At 30.5% G+C, this 20,564-nt stretch carries 16 protein-coding genes; 8 read left to right on the top strand and 8 right to left on the bottom strand.

Annotated elements, in window-relative coordinates; translation table 11 throughout:
- The 7 genes from EYW44_RS03855 to alaS all read right to left on the bottom strand — a co-directional run bounded on the left by EYW44_RS03855 (position 1) and on the right by alaS (position 12,583).
- A complete protein-coding gene (locus tag EYW44_RS03855; protein ID WP_132722353.1) occupies positions 1-5,037 on the bottom strand; it encodes a hypothetical protein in 5,037 nt (1,678 codons plus the stop codon).
- 128 nt (positions 5,038-5,165) lie between these two features.
- Complete coding sequence (locus tag EYW44_RS22450; protein WP_132722352.1) at positions 5,166-5,360, bottom strand: hypothetical protein; 195 nt, start codon at positions 5,358-5,360, stop codon at positions 5,166-5,168.
- 226 nt (positions 5,361-5,586) lie between these two features.
- Entirely contained in the window at positions 5,587-6,120 is a 534-nt protein-coding gene (locus EYW44_RS03845) for an OmpH family outer membrane protein (protein WP_132722351.1), read from the bottom strand.
- A 188-nt stretch (positions 6,121-6,308) separates the two neighbouring features.
- Positions 6,309-7,259, bottom strand: a complete 951-nt coding sequence (locus EYW44_RS03840; protein ID WP_132722350.1) for a GSCFA domain-containing protein — start codon at positions 7,257-7,259, stop codon at positions 6,309-6,311.
- A gap of 360 nt (positions 7,260-7,619) precedes the next feature.
- Positions 7,620-8,492 (bottom strand): MORN repeat-containing protein, encoded by an 873-nt coding sequence (locus EYW44_RS03835; protein WP_132722349.1) that lies wholly within the window; start codon positions 8,490-8,492, stop codon positions 7,620-7,622.
- A 12-nt stretch (positions 8,493-8,504) separates the two neighbouring features.
- On the bottom strand, positions 8,505-9,308 hold the full coding sequence (locus EYW44_RS03830) for a DUF2490 domain-containing protein (protein ID WP_132722348.1): 804 nt from the start codon (positions 9,306-9,308) through the stop codon (positions 8,505-8,507).
- 659 nt (positions 9,309-9,967) lie between these two features.
- On the bottom strand, positions 9,968-12,583 hold the full coding sequence (gene alaS / locus EYW44_RS03825; protein ID WP_132722347.1) for an alanine--tRNA ligase: 2,616 nt from the start codon (positions 12,581-12,583) through the stop codon (positions 9,968-9,970).
- A gap of 130 nt (positions 12,584-12,713) precedes the next feature.
- On the opposite strand from alaS, the gene EYW44_RS03820 reads away from it, so the two are divergent.
- From EYW44_RS03820 to EYW44_RS03785, 8 genes are all read left to right on the top strand, one after another.
- The gene (locus tag EYW44_RS03820; RefSeq protein ID WP_132722346.1) at positions 12,714-13,682 is read left to right on the top strand and encodes a M23 family metallopeptidase; all 969 of its coding nucleotides are present in this window, start codon (positions 12,714-12,716) and stop codon (positions 13,680-13,682) included.
- A gap of 137 nt (positions 13,683-13,819) precedes the next feature.
- Complete coding sequence (locus EYW44_RS03815) at positions 13,820-14,899, top strand: CapA family protein (protein ID WP_132722345.1); 1,080 nt, start codon at positions 13,820-13,822, stop codon at positions 14,897-14,899.
- A gap of 2 nt (positions 14,900-14,901) precedes the next feature.
- Positions 14,902-15,234 carry a MerR family transcriptional regulator gene (locus EYW44_RS03810; RefSeq protein WP_132722344.1) on the top strand — a complete coding sequence of 111 codons (333 nt, stop codon included), beginning with the start codon at positions 14,902-14,904 and terminating at the stop codon, positions 15,232-15,234.
- 16 nt (positions 15,235-15,250) lie between these two features.
- Positions 15,251-15,835: a LemA family protein gene (locus tag EYW44_RS03805; protein WP_132722343.1), complete on the top strand. Its 585-nt coding sequence runs from the start codon at positions 15,251-15,253 to the stop codon at positions 15,833-15,835.
- A 2-nt stretch (positions 15,836-15,837) separates the two neighbouring features.
- Positions 15,838-16,275: a TPM domain-containing protein gene (locus tag EYW44_RS03800; protein ID WP_132722342.1), complete on the top strand. Its 438-nt coding sequence runs from the start codon at positions 15,838-15,840 to the stop codon at positions 16,273-16,275.
- On the top strand, positions 16,276-17,076 hold the full coding sequence (locus tag EYW44_RS03795) for a TPM domain-containing protein (protein WP_132722341.1): 801 nt from the start codon (positions 16,276-16,278) through the stop codon (positions 17,074-17,076). It abuts the gene before it with no gap.
- Between the two features lie 83 nt (positions 17,077-17,159).
- Positions 17,160-18,818, top strand: a complete 1,659-nt coding sequence (locus tag EYW44_RS03790; RefSeq protein WP_132722340.1) for an alkaline phosphatase D family protein — start codon at positions 17,160-17,162, stop codon at positions 18,816-18,818.
- A gap of 70 nt (positions 18,819-18,888) precedes the next feature.
- A complete protein-coding gene (locus EYW44_RS03785; protein WP_132722339.1) occupies positions 18,889-19,734 on the top strand; it encodes a hypothetical protein in 846 nt (281 codons plus the stop codon).
- Between the two features lie 59 nt (positions 19,735-19,793).
- Here EYW44_RS03785 and EYW44_RS03780 read toward each other — a convergent pair whose 3' ends face one another.
- The gene (locus EYW44_RS03780; protein WP_132722338.1) at positions 19,794-20,504 is read right to left on the bottom strand and encodes a Bax inhibitor-1/YccA family protein; all 711 of its coding nucleotides are present in this window, start codon (positions 20,502-20,504) and stop codon (positions 19,794-19,796) included.
- Positions 20,505-20,564 lie beyond the last annotated feature (60 nt).

Raw genomic sequence — 20,564 nt, 5'->3', positions numbered from 1 at the left:
TTAGTTATTTTTTTTATAATTATAAGAGTTTGTCATTACTTTTTTAAACCCTCCCGAGCCATCTCCTTGAACTTTATCAATGATCTCTTGTTTGCTTTCTATCAATCTTCCTGCATTATCATAAACATAAAATGTTGACAAGCCATTAGCTCCCATAATATATTTTACTTCATCCCATTCATTATAAACATAAGTTAACATACTAGAATATACAGGTTGTAATCTAAAATCATCCGCATATATTTCATCACCTGTACTTCTAATTCCAATTGTATAATCTCCATCTTCTTTCAAGTCAATATAATGATTTAACAACACCCAATCTCCAACGTATATCATCTCTCCATTAAACTCGACTGAATTTCCTTTAATAGAAACCCTCGCTTTGTTTTCATTTCCTTTATCAATCCACACAGATAATTTGTATTTACCTGTACGGTGTTCATATTTTTTTAATTTTACATGAAAACAATCTACTATATTATCTACTTTTAATGAAGTTTTTCCTGTATGAGCTTTAATAGTTGTTCTCCTACTTTTGGCAAAATCAGCTCCTTCTTCTATATCTACTAAAAATACTCCTCCTTGGTTAGGATAAGCAGCCGAAACTCCTCCTAAATTTTCTACTCCGGAATAATATATTTCGTGATAAGCAGCACTTGCAGTTGCTATAATTTTAGTGTTAGTATCTCCCATTTTAGTTGAAGCATAATTTCCATTTATATCCTTTACCTCTAATGGCTGAGAATATTGATTATACTTTTTAACCTCACTAATTTCAAGCCAATTGGTATTTAAAGCTCCCTCACGATGAAGATAGTTTGTAAAACCATCATAAATTCCCCCATCAGTAATTTTTCCGTTCCAAACAAATGTTTTATGCTTACGCCAGACGTCTGAAGAATTTTCAACTCCACCTCCGTCAAAAGGATATAGCCAATTGTTTTTCCATGTTGTAACAGTGGATCCCATTCGTTTCCATTCATCATTTTTAAAAATATAATAATGTTGTTCTGCTACTTGAGATAACATGTTCTTATAATAACTATTATTATCAGATTTAGGTCCCATTTGTGAATATTTATGAAAAGCAGGAACAATTTCTGTTTTTACTTTTGTACCCTTACTATCTTGAGTTTTTATTTCTAATGGACTACCTGTGATTATATCAAATTTATCAAAATATCTTGTTGAAGTAATACCTCCAGAACTTTGAGTAATACTTTCAATAACACTAGGATAATTTAATTTAGTTGTATTTCCTATATTTATAGCTACTCCATGGTTTTGACCATCATAACCTGTAATTCTTTCTACATTTGAATAGTTTTCTTGGATTACTCCTTTGCTACCATCATCTAATAATTTATAATTATTGGTTATTTTACTTAAAACTTGTCCTTTAACATTTATAACTTCACTAGACATTAAAGTACCTAATGATTCAAAATTTGACTTTATTTTAAAATTTTGTTTATTAAGCATATAACCTGGATAAAATCTGTAATCATTAATTGGAACTCTAGGAATATTTTCCATTATAGGAGTTGTTTTAGTTACAGATAAAAAGTCTCCTAATTTATATGTATTACCTTGAATTGTAAATGGCTTTAATACATTAAAATTAAATTTCCTTACAGTACCATCTTCTTTCTGAACAGATACATTCTCGTACATAACTACTGGAGAAGAAACATAATCTTTAAACGGTATTTCTTTAAACTGTTTAGATGGTGAAAAACTTGTTACTCCTGAAGATTTATAATTACTACTAGTCGCATAAAACATGCCTTTTTTACTATAAAAATAGTTAGTGTAATATTTATTATCTACGTCAATCTTTTTTACCCTTATTCCACCACCTTTTGTATTTTGTTTTTGATAAGATGAAGTAATTCTTATTTTTATTCTCTCTCCTTTACTATCACATAAAGTCTCATTAATCTCATCCTTCCAATTAATCGTTTTATTGATAGCTCCGTCAAAATTTTTAACAAAAAACCATGATTTTTTACTACAATTATAATTCTTTCTTACATCTGATTTGTTGCTTAAATTTGGAAGTTTAAAATACAAATGATTTGAACTAACATAGGTCACTTCACATTCTGCAGCAACATCTACTATATAATCATTTTGCCAATATAATAGGTCTATATACTCTTTTCTACCTTCTTTGAAATAGTTCTCAAAATTAATATTTTGTCTTGAATCATTACCTGTACTATTAGAAAACCTTACAAACTTTTCACCGAAATTATTTTTTTCAAATTTAACTCTTATATTTTTATCAAAAAATATTCTGCTTAAAGCTGCTTCACTTGAATAATCATCTGGTTCATAATGAATATTGATTTCTCCTCCTACAGGGGTTTTTATCTTATTTAAACTCCAAAGAGAAGGTATTGTTTTATAATGTCCCCAAGAGTTTTTATTATCATTGTTATTAAATCTTAAAGTATTTTGTTTGTATTGAAAATCATAAGGAGGTATAACATTTACCCCTCCTTTACCTTTAATATTTACACTTTTTAAAGATAACCTTCCAATATTGTCATATTGCTTTGCTAAAGAGTAATCATAATCAAAACTAACTATCTTAACAGCTCTTTCTTCAAGGTTATAATACGAATCTTTTACATCATATATTTTATGGTAGTATTCGCCATAATATGTTGAATTAACATAAGGCACCCATCCTGAGTTATAATCTTTAGAACCCGGTCCGTCATTTACAATGATAGTTTTTTCTCTAAAGAAAATATCTGATGCTTTCTTAGATGCAGGATGTCCATCTGTATGAGTTGATAAATTTACAGGAACATCTTCATTTTTTAACAAAATTATTTTACTAAGTTTTTGTGATTTTTGAGCAAAACTCTGAGCATACATTCCATTATCTATATTTATTATACTATATGTAGTCCAATAGGATGCTAAATCATCTGGAGATTGTAACGAATATACACCTGGATAATAAGTTTTACCATCTGCCCCACCATAAACAGGTAAATTCTGATCTAATGTATTATACCTTGCATTATAATTTCTCAAGTTAGTTCTAGTAGAATTGTAGTGATTCGAAACATTGGATTTTCCATCAACTCTATCTTCCTTTATAAATAATGCCGTATGTGTTCTAGTTTTTATACTATTCAAATAATAAACCTCTTTTAATCCCCATGAAAAGCTTTTAGAGTTTTCACCATAATGGTATCCTCTTTTAGGAACTCTCCATCCAAAACCATCAGACCATTTTCCATAATCAAATTTCACCCAATAACCATAATCATTACTATCTAACTCGTTATCTGCATTCTTATCTATGTAATCAGGTCCTGTAATTGCTGTTAATAACCAATGCGTTGCATAAGGGGTTAAAGATTGTTCTTCTGTATACTTATTATTAATATTCTCTTTATATTGAGTTACTCTGCTTATTTTCTCTTTTTGATAGACAGGTAGAGCGTAATGATAAGTTAAACCGTCTGCTTTAGTAATTTTAAAAGCACCGATACCGTTTTCATCAAATTTTCTCCTATCAATGCCATTATTGTAAAAAGGAATATCTTTTAACTGTTTATTTGTAAATGTTTGAATGTAAGATCCTCTTTGTAAACGATTTTTTGTACTATTATACCCCTGATATTCTGTAGATTCTTGTCCAACTCTAATTGACTGTAAAATTTTACCCTGTCTATTGTGATTGTCATTTGTCCAAGATACATTATCTTCAGGTTTAAATCTAATATAGGAAGCATATCTATTCTTAAAATAAAAAGCTACTCCATTATTCTGATCTATACTTGAACTTAGTGAGTTTTTATAAAGGTCAGGAATATCATAAAATTGGTGTACTAACTCTGTATTTTTTCCGTATAAATTAGTTTTTCTACGAACATAATAACTACTTGGTAAATGTAAAAAACCTGTATTGAATAAATAAGGACTTATCGATCCGTTAATACCCTGAGCATTTACATCATATTTATCATAATTTATATATGTTGGATTATTTAATGATCCTTCTATAGCTCTATCAAATTCGTTTAAACTTTGAGATGCATCAAATGCATGAAACCTAGGTAAAACTTTATTTTCTAAAGTGTTAGATAATTTCCCCGCATATAAAGCTCCTGTACTTCCATAGGTTTTTTCATCAAAATGCCAGTAATCATATTCTTGAGTCTTAATTCCTATTTTAAAAAAACCAAAATTTAAATTTATACTAAACATATCTCCAAAATCCATACTTGTTGCACTCGAAGAAGTACCTGAGTTTGCCCCACTACTACCTACTAAGTTTACAGAAACATCATTTAATGGAGTTAATCCTGGCGAACTGAGTGAAACTCCCAAACCTGTTTTTGCTGAATATGATAAATTAGCATAAAGACCATTTTCCATTACTGGTAATGATAAAGTTACTCCCAAACCAGAATTAGAATTATAATTTAACCCGCTATAATTTACTCCCCATGATCCATTATTAGAATAATTAGCTCCAAAACTATGATCTCCTAATTTTGCCTGTACACCAATTGTATAATTATAGGTAGTCTCCCCCCCAAAAGCCTTGTGTGACTGAATATTAGCATGTAAACCTATAGAATTACTATCATCATCTCCCCAACCTACTCCTGCAAAAATCTGAGTATTCCTAACAGTTCCTCCTACACTCCTTGAAATTGAAGAACTTAAAGCATCATTCCAATCATCTGGAACACCACTTACATTTCTGTTTATTGCTCCTGGATTAATGTTCCATCCTAACCCTGTCCAACTAGCATCTTGGTCTAATGATATACCAGCATGGTAATTCAATGTAATTGGATAACCTCCTTCCGGACTAGGGACTTCTAATAGAGGTAAAACATAACTTAAATCTCCAGTAATTAAATTAACCATATCTGACGCATCAATTGGTTCAAAGGTTCCTGCTTCTGGTGATATAGGACCTTGTGAATTACCCTCAAAAAAACACATCTTTAAAGCTAAAACTAAAATGATCTTTCTCACCATTGGATTCTTTATCATAATATATAATTTGATCTTTTATTCTTAATTATCATTCTCATATAAAATTTATCTTATAAAAAATGAAACTCTTTTGTTATTAAATTTTTCGTTTGTTATTTGTACTAAGTTTCTACTTTAAACTTTACTTATAGTGCATAAACCTCTACATTCTTTGCATTAATACTTAAAAATATTCTTCTTAAAAACTTTTCATCTATTGGATATACAAATGATATCATATTAGCATGATTAATTCTATACATTCTTGAACATACATAACTCAAGAGTTCTAAGAGATATTTCTGAAATATAAACACATGAAAAGCAATTTCATTTATCATAGTATCAAATTCTTGTAGATTCTTTACTATCTCTTGGCATTGGTAGCAATGGATTATAGATAATTTTTATATTTTCCCCGAAGTTTCCCAACATCTTACTTAGTATATCCATCATTCTCAGCTCTTGACCTTCTGACATGCCTATAGATTTATATGGTAATATGACTAATCGAGAAATTTTTATAATCATTCTATTCAACATAAATATAGCGTTAGCCATTAATGTTTATTTTCCCTCAAATTCAGCGTTTAATTGTTCTAAAACAATCTCTGTAAGATCTGCACTTTTATCAGCATACATTATATTTCCACCTCCACTGGCACCGAAAATCATTTTGTATCCTTTTTGCTTACCAAACTCAGTCACGTAATCATTGATATCATTTACTACTGTTTGAGTAGCTTTTTTATCTTCTTCCTGAATTTGCTTTTGAATAGCTTGTTGATAATTATTAATTTGTTGCTGTTTATTACCCAATAACTCTTGCTTTAGTTGCAACTCCTTTTTTGAATAATTAGCACGCTCTTTTTCATATAGTTTTAACTCTTTTTGCCAATCTGTAACTAAGCTATCAACATTAGCACGTAATACTTTTGCTTTCTTCTCAAAATCAGCGCGTACTACCTTTGTTCTTTTGTAGCCTTCTAAAAGTTTATTTACATCTACATACACTAACTTCGATCTCTCTTGAGTGTAAAAAAATGTAATTACAGAAAATAACAATGCAACTATAGCAATTCCTAAAGTAATTTTTTTCATAGTAAATATGTCCCCCGTTTATATTTAAAATCAGGCGCAAATCTATTTATTTTTTTTAAATATTAACATTTTTTTATAAAAAAATATTTCAAGTACTCCTGATAACAAACCATTTAGTTTTACTCTCTTAAAAAAGAACCTCTATTTAGAAAGATCTAAAAACTCCTTTTATATGACAACATCTTTCCCTAAAACCTCATAAAAGGAAACTCTTTTAAGAGTATTTCTTTCTTCTGAGTTAATTTCTTTAAAAATGTTTGGTGTGCATCAGAATTAGTATTAAAAGGTTTATGAGCTATTCCTTTTTGAATTTCCTCTACCTTTTTCATTGTAAATAATGATGATTCATGAAACCAGGTGTCTACAAATCTATTCCAAATGTAATCTATAGCTGTTTGACTGGGATGAATCATATCTTCCTTATAAAAACGATAATCACGTAATTCATCCATCATAATTTCATACGAAGGAAAATAATGTATATTTTTTCTTGGATCAATCACTTCGTGGATAACAGACAGTAAGTGAGACTTACTCCTTTTATTTTCTATAAAACCATCTTTTATGTGACGCACAGGAGATACTGTAAACAAAATAGAAGCCTCCTTATTTACAGATCGTATCAAACTACAAATACTTGCTAAACTTTCAGACACTTCATTGACCGTTAAAATTTCTTTTAAAAATTGTTTTTGAGGAACCTTGTGGCAATTGGCAACTACTACATCCGAAGAAATATATCTATACACCCAAGCAGTACCTAATGTAATTATAATATGTGATGCTTTTTGCAATTGCTGAAAAGTATCTTTTATCGAAATATTTAAAGTATTTAAAAACTCATCTTTATCTACAGAACTTAAATTAGAATGTGTTTCAAAACAATGCCAACGTTCATTAAAATTAAAAATATCTTCTTCAGTATATTTTTTTTCATTGATTGCATTTAAAATTAATCTTTCAATTGCTTTGGGATGAAATAAAATTCCGAATGGATTTTGACTAGATTGAAACTTATAATACGACAGTTTATTCCCTATATTTTCAGAAAAACATGAACCTAACAAAAATAATTTTGAAGAGTAATCTATTAATGAATGTTGTTGCTTTTTTAAAGGTATATGAGTTTGTAAAATCACAAGCTTAGTTTTATACCACGAATTTAGCACAATTATAAATACTATTATTTGATACCTTAAACTATAAATAAAAAAACCTTTTGCATATTGGGGATGCAAAAGGCTTAATTAATCAACCAAATAAATCTAAAAAATTTCCAAAGTGGGAAATTTCAAAAAATGAAAAAAAATTTCGATGCTTTTCAAACATCATATCTTGTTTAAACAAATAAATGTTTAATAGAACTTTAAAACTACGCTTCTAAAGTACAATCAACAACTATTGTTTTTAGCAAATATTCGTCATAAACACCTAATAGTTAGATGAATTGCAAAAACAAATCGATAAAACGAAACTCTAAACGACAAAAAACATGTAAACTACTTATTTTCTTCATCCTCCTCTTCTACAAGCTTGTCTTTTTTCCAGATTCCTTCGGCTACTATTTTGCCTTTTTTATTATAAAAAACTCCTTTTCCTTCACGTTTATCATTTTTCCACCCTCCTTTATATTTTTCTCCATTTGTCCAATAATACACACCTTCTCCTTCTCTTCTATCATTTTTGTAATCTCCTTCATATCGTTCACCATCTGCCCAATAAAACTTCCCTTTCCCTTCTCTTTTATTATTCCTCCATATACCTTCATACCTACTTCCTGTATCAAAAACTGCTATTCCATAACCGTTTGCTTTATCTCTTATAACTTGCCCTACATAGTGTAACTTATCTTTTTTAGAGCTTTTAAAAGTCAAGTAATCCATAAAAGACTTATTACCTAACTTATTTTTAGTCTCATAAAGTTGCTTCTTTGTTTTTAACAATGCATTATACACCGAATCATAATCTTTAACCGTCAAGTTATTGTCATTTGGTTTCGCTGATTTGTTTTCATTTTTATCTAAAGAACGATCTAAATTTCTTTTGAGTGATTTTTGCTCTAAATCCATAAACTGTTTCGCAACTTTAATGCGAAACTGTACATAATCTTTATCTTCTTTTACTACAGAATCAGAAAATTGTTCTTCATAAGCATTTAAAGCAGTTTCATACTCTCCTTTTATCAACATTGAATCGATACTTACCAAACTATTCTTCTGATTGATTTTTTCTACAGATGCATGATAATCCTTTTCTAATGTCACTAATTGTTTTTGAAGATGATACTCATTAGCCTTTCCGCTAATTGTTACAATCATTAAAACAATCAACAATACTGTAAAAAAGATAATTAACGTTTTTGATAATTTCATAAGTTTTAAAAATTAGTCATCCATATGGATTGATGGAATTTTATTTTTGATATTTCTAGGATCAAGAGAAAAATACATATGGAATCTAGCTGTCCAACTTTGTTTAAAAACAGTAGCATCTGAAAGCGTTTGCCCGTGAGAATACATAATACCTGTTGCTAAAGTAAGCTTCGGACTCACTACATATCCAACAGACATATGCAATCGTAAATCTTCCATTAAACTACCAACCACTTTTTTACCACTCTGTAAAATTAATTCTGCTTCAGGGGATACGTAAAAAGTTTTAGGTTTAAATTTATCTGAATTTAAAGGAATCTTCGCTTTAAACATATAACGCCATCTATTTCTAAAAATATACTCACTGTCATCCTCAAACTTTTTGGTCCAACGATGTTCTATTCGAAGACGATGGTAAAATAATAAAGAAGAAACAGGAGCCGCAAACATGTACTGATGCCATATTCTCCATTCAGGAACTAAATTTCTGCCTGTTGATGTTTCATCTGTATTAAAATTAAGTCTTAAAACACCCCCCAAACTCACATTAAAGTTTTTTGAGTATATATATCCTATCGCATGCCTGTTATAAATTTGAGCAAGTTGCCCTACATAAGGTGTTTTTTCAGTTTCTTGAAAACGAAAGTGTGTTTGAGCTACCCAATAAAAACGATTGGTTAATCTTATGTTTCCATAAGTATTAATCCATGTTTTGGTTACGGGTTCCTTAAATGTAATGGTTTCTTGTGCTTGTACTAACTCAAATACACACACAAAAAAAAAGAAATATAGTTTTAAATAGCGATCAATCTTCATACTCAAATAACAAATTCAATATAGCTTTGAATCAATTTTAATTTTATTGATTTTTCTATAAACGCAAGCACCTACTCTTTATTATAAATATTTAACATATCTAAAATTGAATGTTAATTCAAATTCTTCTAACTAATTGAAAATAAAAAAGCCTTTTGCATATTGGGGATGCAAAAGACTTCATTAATCAACCAAATAAATCTAAAAAAATTTCCAAAGTGGGAAATTTCAAAAAATGAAAAAATTTTGTGAGACGTTTTACTTTAAAAAACATGCTCTTATATAATGTAAACAAATTAATGTTTTGAACTTCTTAATTACACTTCAAAGATAGATCGGATTCTAAATTTAATTGTGCTGAAATCGTTCTAAAACTTACAATCTGTAGATGAAGGGTTTAAATTAATCGACGAAATGTTTTTTTGACTCTTTTATATTTCTGAATCAAAATTCAACACCTTAACATTAGGCATATTCTGCTGAAACCATTCTTTTATTTCTCTGTAGTCATACTTGTTTAACTTTAAGAAAGAAAGCAGTTCTTCAGAACTTTCTTTTATCAAGTAAATTTGACTCGCAATTATTTTAACAATTCTATAAATCAAAAAAGGTTCAAGATGATTTTACCTTGAACCTTTTAATATGTTTAATCTTTATTACTATACAATATAGTCTTTTGCTCTTTCTAATGCCTTAGGAATTCCTCCTGGACTTTTACCTCCTGCTGTTGCAAAGAAGTTTTGTCCACCTCCACCTCCATGGATAAGCTTTCCTAATTCTCTTACTACTTTTCCTGCATCGTATCCTCTCTCATTTGCTAAATCTTTAGAAATAAAACAAGTCAACATTGCTTTTTCTTTAGAAGGTGCTGTTGCTAATAAAACAAATAAATTATCAACTTCTCCTCCTATTTCAAATAATAAGTTTTTAATACTCGCCGGATCTAAATCAACTTTTGTTGCTAAAAAGTTTACTCCATTTACTTCAGTAATTTGATTTTTCAAATCACCTTTCATATTCTTTGCCTTATCTTTTAAAAGTTGCTCAATTTGCTTTTTTAAAGCAGTATTTTCATCTTGTAAAGCACTCACCGACTTTGTAATATCTTTCGGATTTTTCAATAACTCTTTTACCGAATTATAATTACGTTCTACATCTTCAAAATACTCTCCTACTGCAATATTTGTAATTGCTTCAATACGTCTTATTCCAGCAGCAACTGCTCCTTCAGATTTAATTTTAAAATACCAAATATCGCCAGTTTGCTTTACATGCGTTCCTCCACAAAGCTCCATTGACTGTCCAAAACGAATAGCCCTTACACTATCTCCATACTTCTCTCCAAATAATGCTATTGCTCCTTCATCAATTGCTTGCTGCATTGGTATGTTTCTTTTCTCTTCTAATGGAAGATTTTCACGAATACGAGCATTTACGAAAGCTTCAATTTCTTCTAACTGATCTTTATCTACCTTAGAAAAATGAGAAAAATCGAAACGTAAGTAATCACTACTTACCAACGAACCTTTTTGTTCAACATGCGTTCCTAAAATGGTTCTTAATGCTTGATGTAATAAATGCGTTGATGTGTGATTGCTTGCCGATAAAGACCTACTTTCTTCGTTTACCACTGCCTTAAAAGACTCATTTAAATGCTTTGGTAAGTTTTTAGTGTAATGAATAATTACATTATTCTCTTTTTTAGTATCTGTAATATAAATTACGTCTCCGTGTGCATCTTCTAAAAACCCAGTATCTCCTACTTGTCCTCCTCCTTCAGGATAAAAAGGTGTCATATTAAATACTAATTGATACTGATCTCCTTGTTTTTTAGTTGTTACTTTTCTGTAACGAGTTAACCTAACATCAACACGTAATGTATCGTAACCAACAAACTCTTCCTCTTCATCATCTATTAAAGTAACCCAATCATCAGTAGTTAATGCCGTTGCAGAACGCCCTCTATCTTGTTGTTCTTTTAAAGCTGCTTCATACTCCTCTTCATTAAACGTATACCCTTTTTCAGATAGAATTAACGAAGTTAAGTCTGAAGGAAAACCATACGTATCTTTTAACTCAAATACTTTACGACCAGATATTTCTTTCCCTTTACTATTACTCATAATAGTATCTAACAATACCAAACCTTGTTCTAATGTACGTAAGAAAGATTGCTCTTCTTCTTTCACTACATTTAATACTAAGTGATCTTGCTTTTTTATTTCAGGAAATGCTGCTCCCATTTGATGAGATAACGTTTCTGCTAACTTATAAATAAATGGGTCTTTTTGTTCTAAGAATGTAAATCCGTAACGAATTGCTCTTCTTAAAATTCTACGAATAACATATCCCGCTCCATTATTACTTGGTAACTGACCATCTGCAATAGCAAAGGCTACTGCACGAATATGATCCGCTATTACACGTATAGCAATATCTATCTTTTCATCATTTCCATATTTTACACCAGTAATTGTTTCAATCTCTCTAATTAATGGTGTAAAAACATCAGTATCATAATTTGATTGTACTCCTTGTAAAACCATACAAAGGCGCTCAAATCCCATACCTGTGTCAATATGTTTAGACGGTAATTCTTCTAAAGACTTGTCAGCTTTACGATTATACTGCATGAAAACTAAGTTCCATATTTCAACTACCTGCGGATGATCTTCATTTACTAAAGACTTCCCATCTACTTTGGCTTTTTCATCTGCTGAACGAATATCAACATGAATTTCAGAACAAGGTCCACATGGTCCTTGATCTCCCATTTCCCAGAAGTTATCTTTTTTGTTCCCCATTAAAATGCGATCTTCTGCAATATGATTTTTCCATAAATCATATGCTTCTTGATCCATTTTTGTTCCATCTTCCTTATCTCCTTCAAAAACGGTTACATATATAATGTCTTTAGGAATTTTATATACTTCTGTAAGTAATTCCCAAGCCCAAGCTATTGCTTCCTTTTTAAAATAATCTCCAAAACTCCAGTTACCAAGCATTTCAAACATTGTATGATGATACGTATCATACCCTACTTCTTCTAAATCATTATGCTTACCAGATACTCTCAAACATTTTTGTGAATCTGAAACTCGTGGACTTTTAGGAGTGCTATTTCCCAAGAAATACTCTTTAAACGGTGCCATACCCGAATTGGTAAACATTAAGGTTGGATCATTTTTTAACACCATTGGTGCTGAAGGAACAATTTGATGTTGTTTAGAGTTAAAAAATTCTAAAAACTTTGCTCTTATTTCTTGAGATTTCATTCTTTTTTAGTTAAAAATTTCTAATAAATACAGGTCAAAACCGCTGATAAAAAAACATTTTATAAATTTGCATACCTAATCAATCGAGTTTTGTCCTTACAAAGGACACAAAAATACTACATTTGGTCGTATGGCAAAAGTAAAATATTATTATGATCCTGAGACGCTTTCTTATCAGCAGATAGAGATGAGAAAAAGGGATAAATTTAAAAACACTGTTATTGGGCTATTGGGATTTGCCTTAGCAGGGTTTTTAGGTTTCATCATATTAAGCCAGTTCTTAGAGTCACCAAAGGAAAAAGCACAAAAAAGAGAGCTAGAAAATTTAAAACTGCATTATGAACTTCTTGGTAAAAAATTGCAAGAAACGTCTAATGTACTAACTGATTTACAAGATAGAGACAACTATATTTATAGAACTTATTTTGAAGCGAACCCTATTCCTGACGAACAAAGAAAAGCTGGTTTTGGAGGTGTAAATAGATATAAAAACTTAGAGGGCTTTGACAATTCTGAGATGATTAAAGATGTTACACAACGATTAGACATTTTATCTAAACAAATAGTAGTACAATCAGAATCTTTAGATGAAATTGTTGCTTTAGCTAAAGAAAAAGAAAATATGTTAGCTTCTATTCCTGCCATTCAACCTGTAAAAAGGGAAGACTTAACTCGAGTAGCTTCTGGATATGGTATGCGCATGCATCCTATTTTAAAAATTAGAAAAATGCATAATGGAATGGATTTTACTGCTCCTAAAGGTGCTCCTATTTATGCATCTGGTAACGGAACTGTAACAAGAGCTAACAATAGTTCTACCTTTGGAAAAGTTGTATATATAGATCATGGCTATGGCTATAAAACTGTATATGCGCACATGAATAAAATTACTACCAAGAAAGGTAAAAAGGTAAAGCGTGGTGATTTGATTGGTTATGTTGGAAACACTGGGCGTTCTGTAGGACCTCACTTACATTATGAAGTGCATAAAAATGGTAGACCCGTAAATCCTATTTATTACTACTACGGAGATTTAACTCCTGACGAGTTTATTGCCATGCAAAAAGCTTCAGAAGAAGAAGCACAATCTTTCGATTAATTGTTTAAACTGTCAGTTTAATATCTGATTTTTGTCAAAAATTCAGTGTAAATATATAATGGAATAAAAATTGTATTATAATATTTGTACTCACAAAACGATAATAATATCTTTAACAAAAATCAGAATTTGAATACATGATAATAAAAAACAAACTTACAATTGCTTTTTTAGCACTAGGAAGCTTTTTTCAAATAAATGCTCAAGAAGGAGAAAGTGTAACCGAATCTACAGAAACTAAAAAAGAAAAGGTTATTAATTTTATGGCAGTAGGAGACATTATGTTGGGAACTACTTTCCCAAATGCTTCTTATTTACCTGCCAAAGGAGTTTATCCTTTCAAAGATGTTCAAAATGTTTTTGAAAAAGCAGATGTACTTTTTGGTAATTTAGAAGGAACTTTAACTGATACTGGTAAAAATGCTAAACGTTGTAAAGATCCATCTAAATGTTACTCTTTTAAAAGTCCACAAGCTTTTGGTAATCATTTCAAAAAAGCGGGATTTGATGTCGTAAGTATTGCTAACAATCATATTGGTGATTTTGGTAGTATTGGAATAAAAAACACTATTAAAACATTAGATGATTTAGGTATTGAAAACGCAGGTGTATTATCTAAACCTATTACTACTTTCGAAAAAGATGGTGTTAAATATGGTTTTATTGCCTTTGCTCCTAACAAAGATTGTTTAAAACTAAATAATGTAAGTAAAGGAATTCAACTTGTTAAAAGTTTAAATAATAAGGTAGATATTGTAATCGTTTCTTTCCATGGTGGTGCAGAGGGAACAAAACATAAAAATATTACTAGAAAAACAGAATATTTTTACGGTGAAAATAGAGGAAACGTACATTCTTTTGCTCATAAAATGATTGATGCTGGGGCTGACTTAATTTTAGGTCACGGGCCACACGTACCAAGAGCAATAGAAGTTTACAAAGGTAAGTTTATCGCTTACAGTATGGGTAATTTTGCTACCTACAAACGTTTTAGCATGAGTGGTTCTAAAGCGTATTCTCCTATTTTTGAATTAAAATTAAAAGAAAACGGAGATTTTATTGATGGTAAAATCCATTCTGCATTACAAACTAAAACGCGTTATCCTTTTATTGATGCTTCTGAAAAAGCTTACAAAGAAATCAAAACATTAACGTTACAAGATTTCCCTGAGAATAAAATTAAATTTAACGATAACGGAGTTATTGAATTAAAGTAATTATGCACGTTGATTTACCCCAAAAGCGATATTATAAAATAGGTGAAGTTGCCAAAGCTTTTAATGTAAACACTTCTTTAATTAGATTTTGGGAAGGTGAATTTGACATTATAAAACCTAAAAAAAACGCAAAAGGTAATCGATTGTTTACCCAAAGTGACATTGAAAACTTTAAACTTATATACAGTTTAGTGAAAGAACGTGGTTTTACTTTAGAGGGCGCTAAACAAAAGCTAAAGCAGAACCCTAGTAAAACTATTGGAAATCAAGAAATAATCAGTAGATTAGAAGCCGTTAAGGCAGAATTAATAAAAATCAAAAATCAGTTAGAATAACAAAAAATCAAAGAATATGAAAAAATGGATAACACCTATTTTAGTAGTAGGAGCAATAGTTTTATGGCTAATATCTGGCTATAATGGATTAGTAACTTTACGTAACAATGCTGAAACTGCTTGGTCAAAAGTAGAAAGTTCATACCAAAGAAGAAACGATTTAATTGGTAACTTAGTGAAAACGGTACAAGGTGCTGCTGAATTTGAAAAAAGTACGTTAACCGATGTTATTAATGCTAGAGCAAAAGCAACTTCTGTAAATATTAATGCTGGTGATTTGACTCCTGATAAAATGGCTCAGTTTCAACAAGCGCAATCTGGTTTATCTGGAGCTTTATCTAAATTATTAGTTTCGGTTGAAAGATATCCTGATTTAAAAGCTAACAGAAACTTTTTAGAGCTACAAAGCCAGTTAGAAGGAACTGAAAACAGGATTAATGTTGAAAGAAATAGATACAATGATTCTGTAAATATATATGATACAAAGGTGGATAGATTTCCTGGTGTACTTTTAGCTAGTATTTTTGGCTTTAAACAAATGCCTCGTTACAAATCTGATCCAGGATCTGAAAAAGCACCTGATGTAAATTTTAAATTCTAAAAATGTCGAACGTAGAAGATTTTCTTTCAGCACAAGAAGAACAGAAAATCGTTCAGGCTATTCAAAAGGCAGAACGAAATACTTCTGGTGAAATTAGAGTTCATTTAGAGCGAACTTCGTCTATTGAACACTATAATAGAGCACTAGAAGTATTTCAAATGCTTAAAATGTTTAATACCAAAGAACAAAATGCTGTACTTATTTACATAGCAGTTGACGATCATAAATTTGTTATTTATGGTGATGAAGGTATTAATAATGTAGTTCCTGAAAACTTTTGGGAGTCTACTAAGAATGTGATGCAAACACATTTTAAACAAGGGAAATTTAAAGAGGGAATTGTCGCTGGTGTTTTAACTGCTGGCGAAGAATTGAAGGCTCACTTTCCTTGGACCTCTGATGATGTTGATGAATTACCAAATGAAGTTTCAAAAGGCTAAATGAAAAAGAAAACACACTATTTATTTACTTTATTTTTATTCTTATTTCTAGGAAATCAGCTTTCTTTTGCTCAGTATGCTATACCTAGCAAACCAAAAACACAAACGAGTGTTTACGATTACGTTAATCTACTTTCTAATGGACAAAAGTCACTTTTAGAAGATAAATTAGTTAAATACGCAGACACTACTTCAACACAAATAGTAATTGCTATTATAAAAACTACTAAAGGTGAAGATATTAGTTATTTAGCGACTAACTGGGCACATAAATGGGGAGTTGGTCAAAAAGGGAAGGATAATGGAATTTTTATTTTGTTAGCCAATGACGACAGAAAAACAACTATCAGAACAGGCTATGGAACCGAACATTTATTGACTGATTATACTTCTAGACAAATAATAGAACGTGATATTTTACCTTTTTTCAAACAAGGAAACTTTTATGGCGGACTTAATAATGGTGTAAATTCTATCATTAAAGTAATGCAAGGTGAATACAAAGGAACTCGTAAATCCAATACTAGTTTTGATCCTGGAATTATTATTTTCATTGTTATTCTCATTATCTTCTTTATCATTATTTCTGGTAAAAACAGAGGTAATCGTGGTGGAGGCAGAAGACGTAGAAATTTCGATTCAAGAGATATTTTTGACACCATCATTTTAAGCAACTCAGGACGAGGCGGAGGCTTTGGAGGCGGTTTTGGCGGTGGTGATTTCGGAGGGTCTTCTGGTGGATTTGGAGGCGGATTCGGCGGTGGTGGATTCGGCGGTGGCGGTGCCACTGGAGATTGGTAACATTTTACATTTAAGTTTACTTTTCTTAACTTTTAAGAAATTTCAGTCTAGTAATTATGTGAAAACTAACATATAATTACAAGATGTCAAACAATATAAAACGTAGAAACTTTTTAAGAAATTCCTTATTAGCTGCTGGAGGAATTGTACTTGCACCTAACTTTATTAGTTGTAGTGACAGCACAGATAAACTAAGTTCTCTAATCCCCAAAGACTTAACAAATAAAAACTTTAATCAAGGAGTTGCTAGTTTTGACCCTACAAACTCACAGGTTATAATTTGGACGCGCTATAACACTGATAAAAGTTCAGTAAAAATAGTATGGCAATTAGCAAAAGATACCGATTTTAAAGACATTGTTCGTCAAGGGGAAGTAACAACAGACACTACTAGAGACTATACCTTAGCAATCGAAATAAAGGACTTAGATGAAAACTTAAAGTTATTTTATAGATTTGTTAACATCGATGACAAAACAAGCTCTCCTATTGGAGAAACGCTTACTTTTGGTAATAATACTTCAGAAGTAAAGTTAGCTGTTGCTTCTTGTTCTAATTATGCTGCTGGTTATTTTAATGTATATGAAGCTATCAAAAATTCTGATGCAGATGCTGTAGTGCATTTAGGAGATTATATTTACGAATATGGAGAAGGTACTTATGGAACATTTAGAAATCCTGAACCTGCTGGTGAAATCATCTCTTTAGATGATTACAGAACTCGTTATCGCCAATATAGATCAGAAGATCAATTAAAAGAACTACACCAAAAGAAGCCTTTTATTTGTGTTTGGGATGATCATGAAGTTACAAATGATGCTTATAAAGATGGTGCAGAAAATCATCAAGCAGACGAAGGAGACTATCAAATCAGAAAACAAAACGCTTTACAAGTTTACAGTGAATACTTACCAAACACTACTAATTTATCTGATAGCTCTATTATTTACAGAACTCTTAAGCTAGGTAGCTTAGTAGATTTAATAATGTTAGATACCCGTGTAGTTGGTAGAGATAAACAATTAGATTATGCAACTTATACATCTGCTGCTGGTTTTGATACTGCTAGTTTTCAAGCAGATTGGTTAAATCCATCAAGAACCATTTTAGGTCAACAACAAAAAGATTGGTTGAAAAACGAAATGTCTAATGCTAGCTCACAATGGCAAATTATTGGACAACAAGTGTTAATGGGTAAAATGTATATTCCTGCTGAATTATTATCTGCATTTGGTTCTTCTTCTTTTGCTACCGTTTTAGGTGAATTAGTTCAAATTAAAGCTCGATTATTACAAAACGATCCAACATTAACTGATGCTGAAAAAGCAAGGGTAACCAATGTAATACCTTATAATCTTGATGCATGGGACGGATATTTTGCTGAAAGAGAAGAAATTTTAAGCACTTTTAAAGATAAAAAAGTTATTGTACTAGCTGGAGATACACATAACGCTTGGCAAACTGACTTAATAACTGCTACTGGTGAGAAAGTTGGAATCGAAGTTGCTACAAGCTCTGTTTCCTCTCCTGGATTTGAATCTTTTGTTGGCGTTGAAGGAGCAGCTCAATTAGGAACTGCATTAAAACTTTTAATTGATGATTTAAAATTTTCAAATCTATCAGACAGAGGTTATATGAAATTAACTGTAAATGCTGGTGCTGTAAAAACAGATTGGAATTACGTAGATACCATTACTGAAAAAACATTTACCACAACTACTAAAAACACTTTGACTATTTAGTCATAGGTTACCCCCTCACTTTTAAATCCTGTAAAATTGTTTTTACAGGATTTTTTTTACCTTTATTCTAATGAAAAAAATAATTTTATTTCTATTAGCAAGTACTTTTATTAATTGTTCTAATTATGGACAATTAAACATCACTGCTTCTTTACCCAAAAAATTAAGAGAAGCTTCTGGTATTGAAAAAGTAGAAGATTCTAATTTGTTATGGATGCATAATGACAGTGGTAATAAAAACGAACTGTATGGAGTAAACATCAAAGGCAAAATTAAAAAAGTAATCACTATTAATGCTAAGAATAGAGATTGGGAAGATATTACTTCTGATGAATTTGGCAATATTTACATTGCTGATACAGGTAATAATGATAATACAAGAAATGATCTCGTAATTTTAAAAGTTAATGGAAGTGATTTAGAAAACAAATCAGTAGATGTTGAAAAAATATTTTTTAATTACCCTGATCAACATAAATTTCCGCCTAAAAAGAAAAAGCGTTTTTTCGATTCAGAATCATTAATATATTTAAATGGTTTTCTTTACATTTTTACAAAAAGTAGAGTAAAAAATAAATATGGAGTTACTAAGTTATATAAAATACCTGCAAGTGCTGGAAACCATACCGCAGAATTGATTGGAAGTTTTAATAATTGCGATACTTATGGTTGTTGGATTACTGCTGCTGCAATATCCAAAAATCATAAAAAATTAGCTTTGTTAACACATCACAGCGTTTTGGTTTTTAGTAATTTTCAAAATGATCAATTCTTTGATGGTATTCTAACCGAATATCCATTTGACCATTCTTCACAGAAGGAAGGAATTGTTTTTAAAAACAATGATACCTTATACATAACAGATGAAAAATCGCATGGTAAAGGCGGAAATCTGTATACCTTTGCTATCAACTAAAAATAGGATTGAAGTTATTAAAACCTCAACCCTATTTAGTTTTTTATTTAAATTTACTTTTAGTCTCTACTTAAAAATATCTGAATTACATACCAAAATAATAACATTAAAGAAGCAAACAATCCTAAAGCAGCTGGAATATAATCTTCAGTTCCAAATTTATGCACCATGTTAGATGTTTGGTATAAAATAGAACCTCCTGCTAACACACACATACCTACAGAAAACCATAAACCTAAATTAAATCCGAACAATGTTCCAGCAATAATTAAACCTATAGCTATAAAAAAGCCAATACTTAATGCGGCTCTTAAAAAAGAAAAATCTTTTTTAGTTATTAAAACGACCGATGATAAACCCGCAAATAAAGCTAATGTTACCACACCTGCTTGCTGTAAAATCTCAAAACTCTGAGTATACATAATAGCCATGTAAATCAAAGGAATAAAAATAAAAGCCTCAGCAAAAATATATCCTGCATAAGCCATATACTGTAAATTTTTATCTGTAGTTTTTAACGCTGTACTTTCTGCATAATTAGTAATCAACATAAAACCTCCTATCAATAATAGCCACTTATAACCTTGCGTCATAGACAGTGCAAAATTTACTATAGCACTGCTTTGAAACAACAAATACTCAAAAACTAGAAATAACAATACTCCACCTGCAACATGCGAGTATGTTTTCTTGTAAAAAGCAATTCTCTCTGCTTCTGAAGCTTGAGCTACTAATACTTTACCGTCAAAGGAATTAAATGAATTTTCCATATTTATTTTTTTAATTTATTGAGCAAATATATTAAAAATAACCTTTAACCTTCTCTGTAA

The organism is Tenacibaculum sp. M341, assembly GCF_004337695.1.
In the GTDB taxonomy this organism is placed as follows: domain Bacteria; phylum Bacteroidota; class Bacteroidia; order Flavobacteriales; family Flavobacteriaceae; genus Polaribacter.
This window is presented reverse-complemented; position numbering and strand designations above follow the sequence as displayed.

Coding starts and splice junctions, on each gene's coding strand:
- EYW44_RS03855 (WP_132722353.1), bottom strand. CDS start 5,037: ATGATAAAGAATCCAATGGTGAGAAAGATCATTTTAGTTTTAGCTTTA.
- EYW44_RS22450 (WP_132722352.1), bottom strand. CDS start 5,360: ATGATAAATGAAATTGCTTTTCATGTGTTTATATTTCAGAAATATCTC.
- EYW44_RS03845 (WP_132722351.1), bottom strand. CDS start 6,120: ATGAAAAAAATTACTTTAGGAATTGCTATAGTTGCATTGTTATTTTCT.
- EYW44_RS03835 (WP_132722349.1), bottom strand. CDS start 8,492: ATGAAATTATCAAAAACGTTAATTATCTTTTTTACAGTATTGTTGATT.
- EYW44_RS03830 (WP_132722348.1), bottom strand. CDS start 9,308: ATGAAGATTGATCGCTATTTAAAACTATATTTCTTTTTTTTTGTGTGT.
- alaS (WP_132722347.1), bottom strand. CDS start 12,583: ATGAAATCTCAAGAAATAAGAGCAAAGTTTTTAGAATTTTTTAACTCT.
- EYW44_RS03820 (WP_132722346.1), top strand. CDS start 12,714: ATGGCAAAAGTAAAATATTATTATGATCCTGAGACGCTTTCTTATCAG.
- EYW44_RS03815 (WP_132722345.1), top strand. CDS start 13,820: ATGATAATAAAAAACAAACTTACAATTGCTTTTTTAGCACTAGGAAGC.
- EYW44_RS03810 (WP_132722344.1), top strand. CDS start 14,902: ATGCACGTTGATTTACCCCAAAAGCGATATTATAAAATAGGTGAAGTT.
- EYW44_RS03805 (WP_132722343.1), top strand. CDS start 15,251: ATGAAAAAATGGATAACACCTATTTTAGTAGTAGGAGCAATAGTTTTA.
- EYW44_RS03800 (WP_132722342.1), top strand. CDS start 15,838: ATGTCGAACGTAGAAGATTTTCTTTCAGCACAAGAAGAACAGAAAATC.
- EYW44_RS03795 (WP_132722341.1), top strand. CDS start 16,276: ATGAAAAAGAAAACACACTATTTATTTACTTTATTTTTATTCTTATTT.
- EYW44_RS03790 (WP_132722340.1), top strand. CDS start 17,160: ATGTCAAACAATATAAAACGTAGAAACTTTTTAAGAAATTCCTTATTA.
- EYW44_RS03785 (WP_132722339.1), top strand. CDS start 18,889: ATGAAAAAAATAATTTTATTTCTATTAGCAAGTACTTTTATTAATTGT.
- EYW44_RS03780 (WP_132722338.1), bottom strand. CDS start 20,504: ATGGAAAATTCATTTAATTCCTTTGACGGTAAAGTATTAGTAGCTCAA.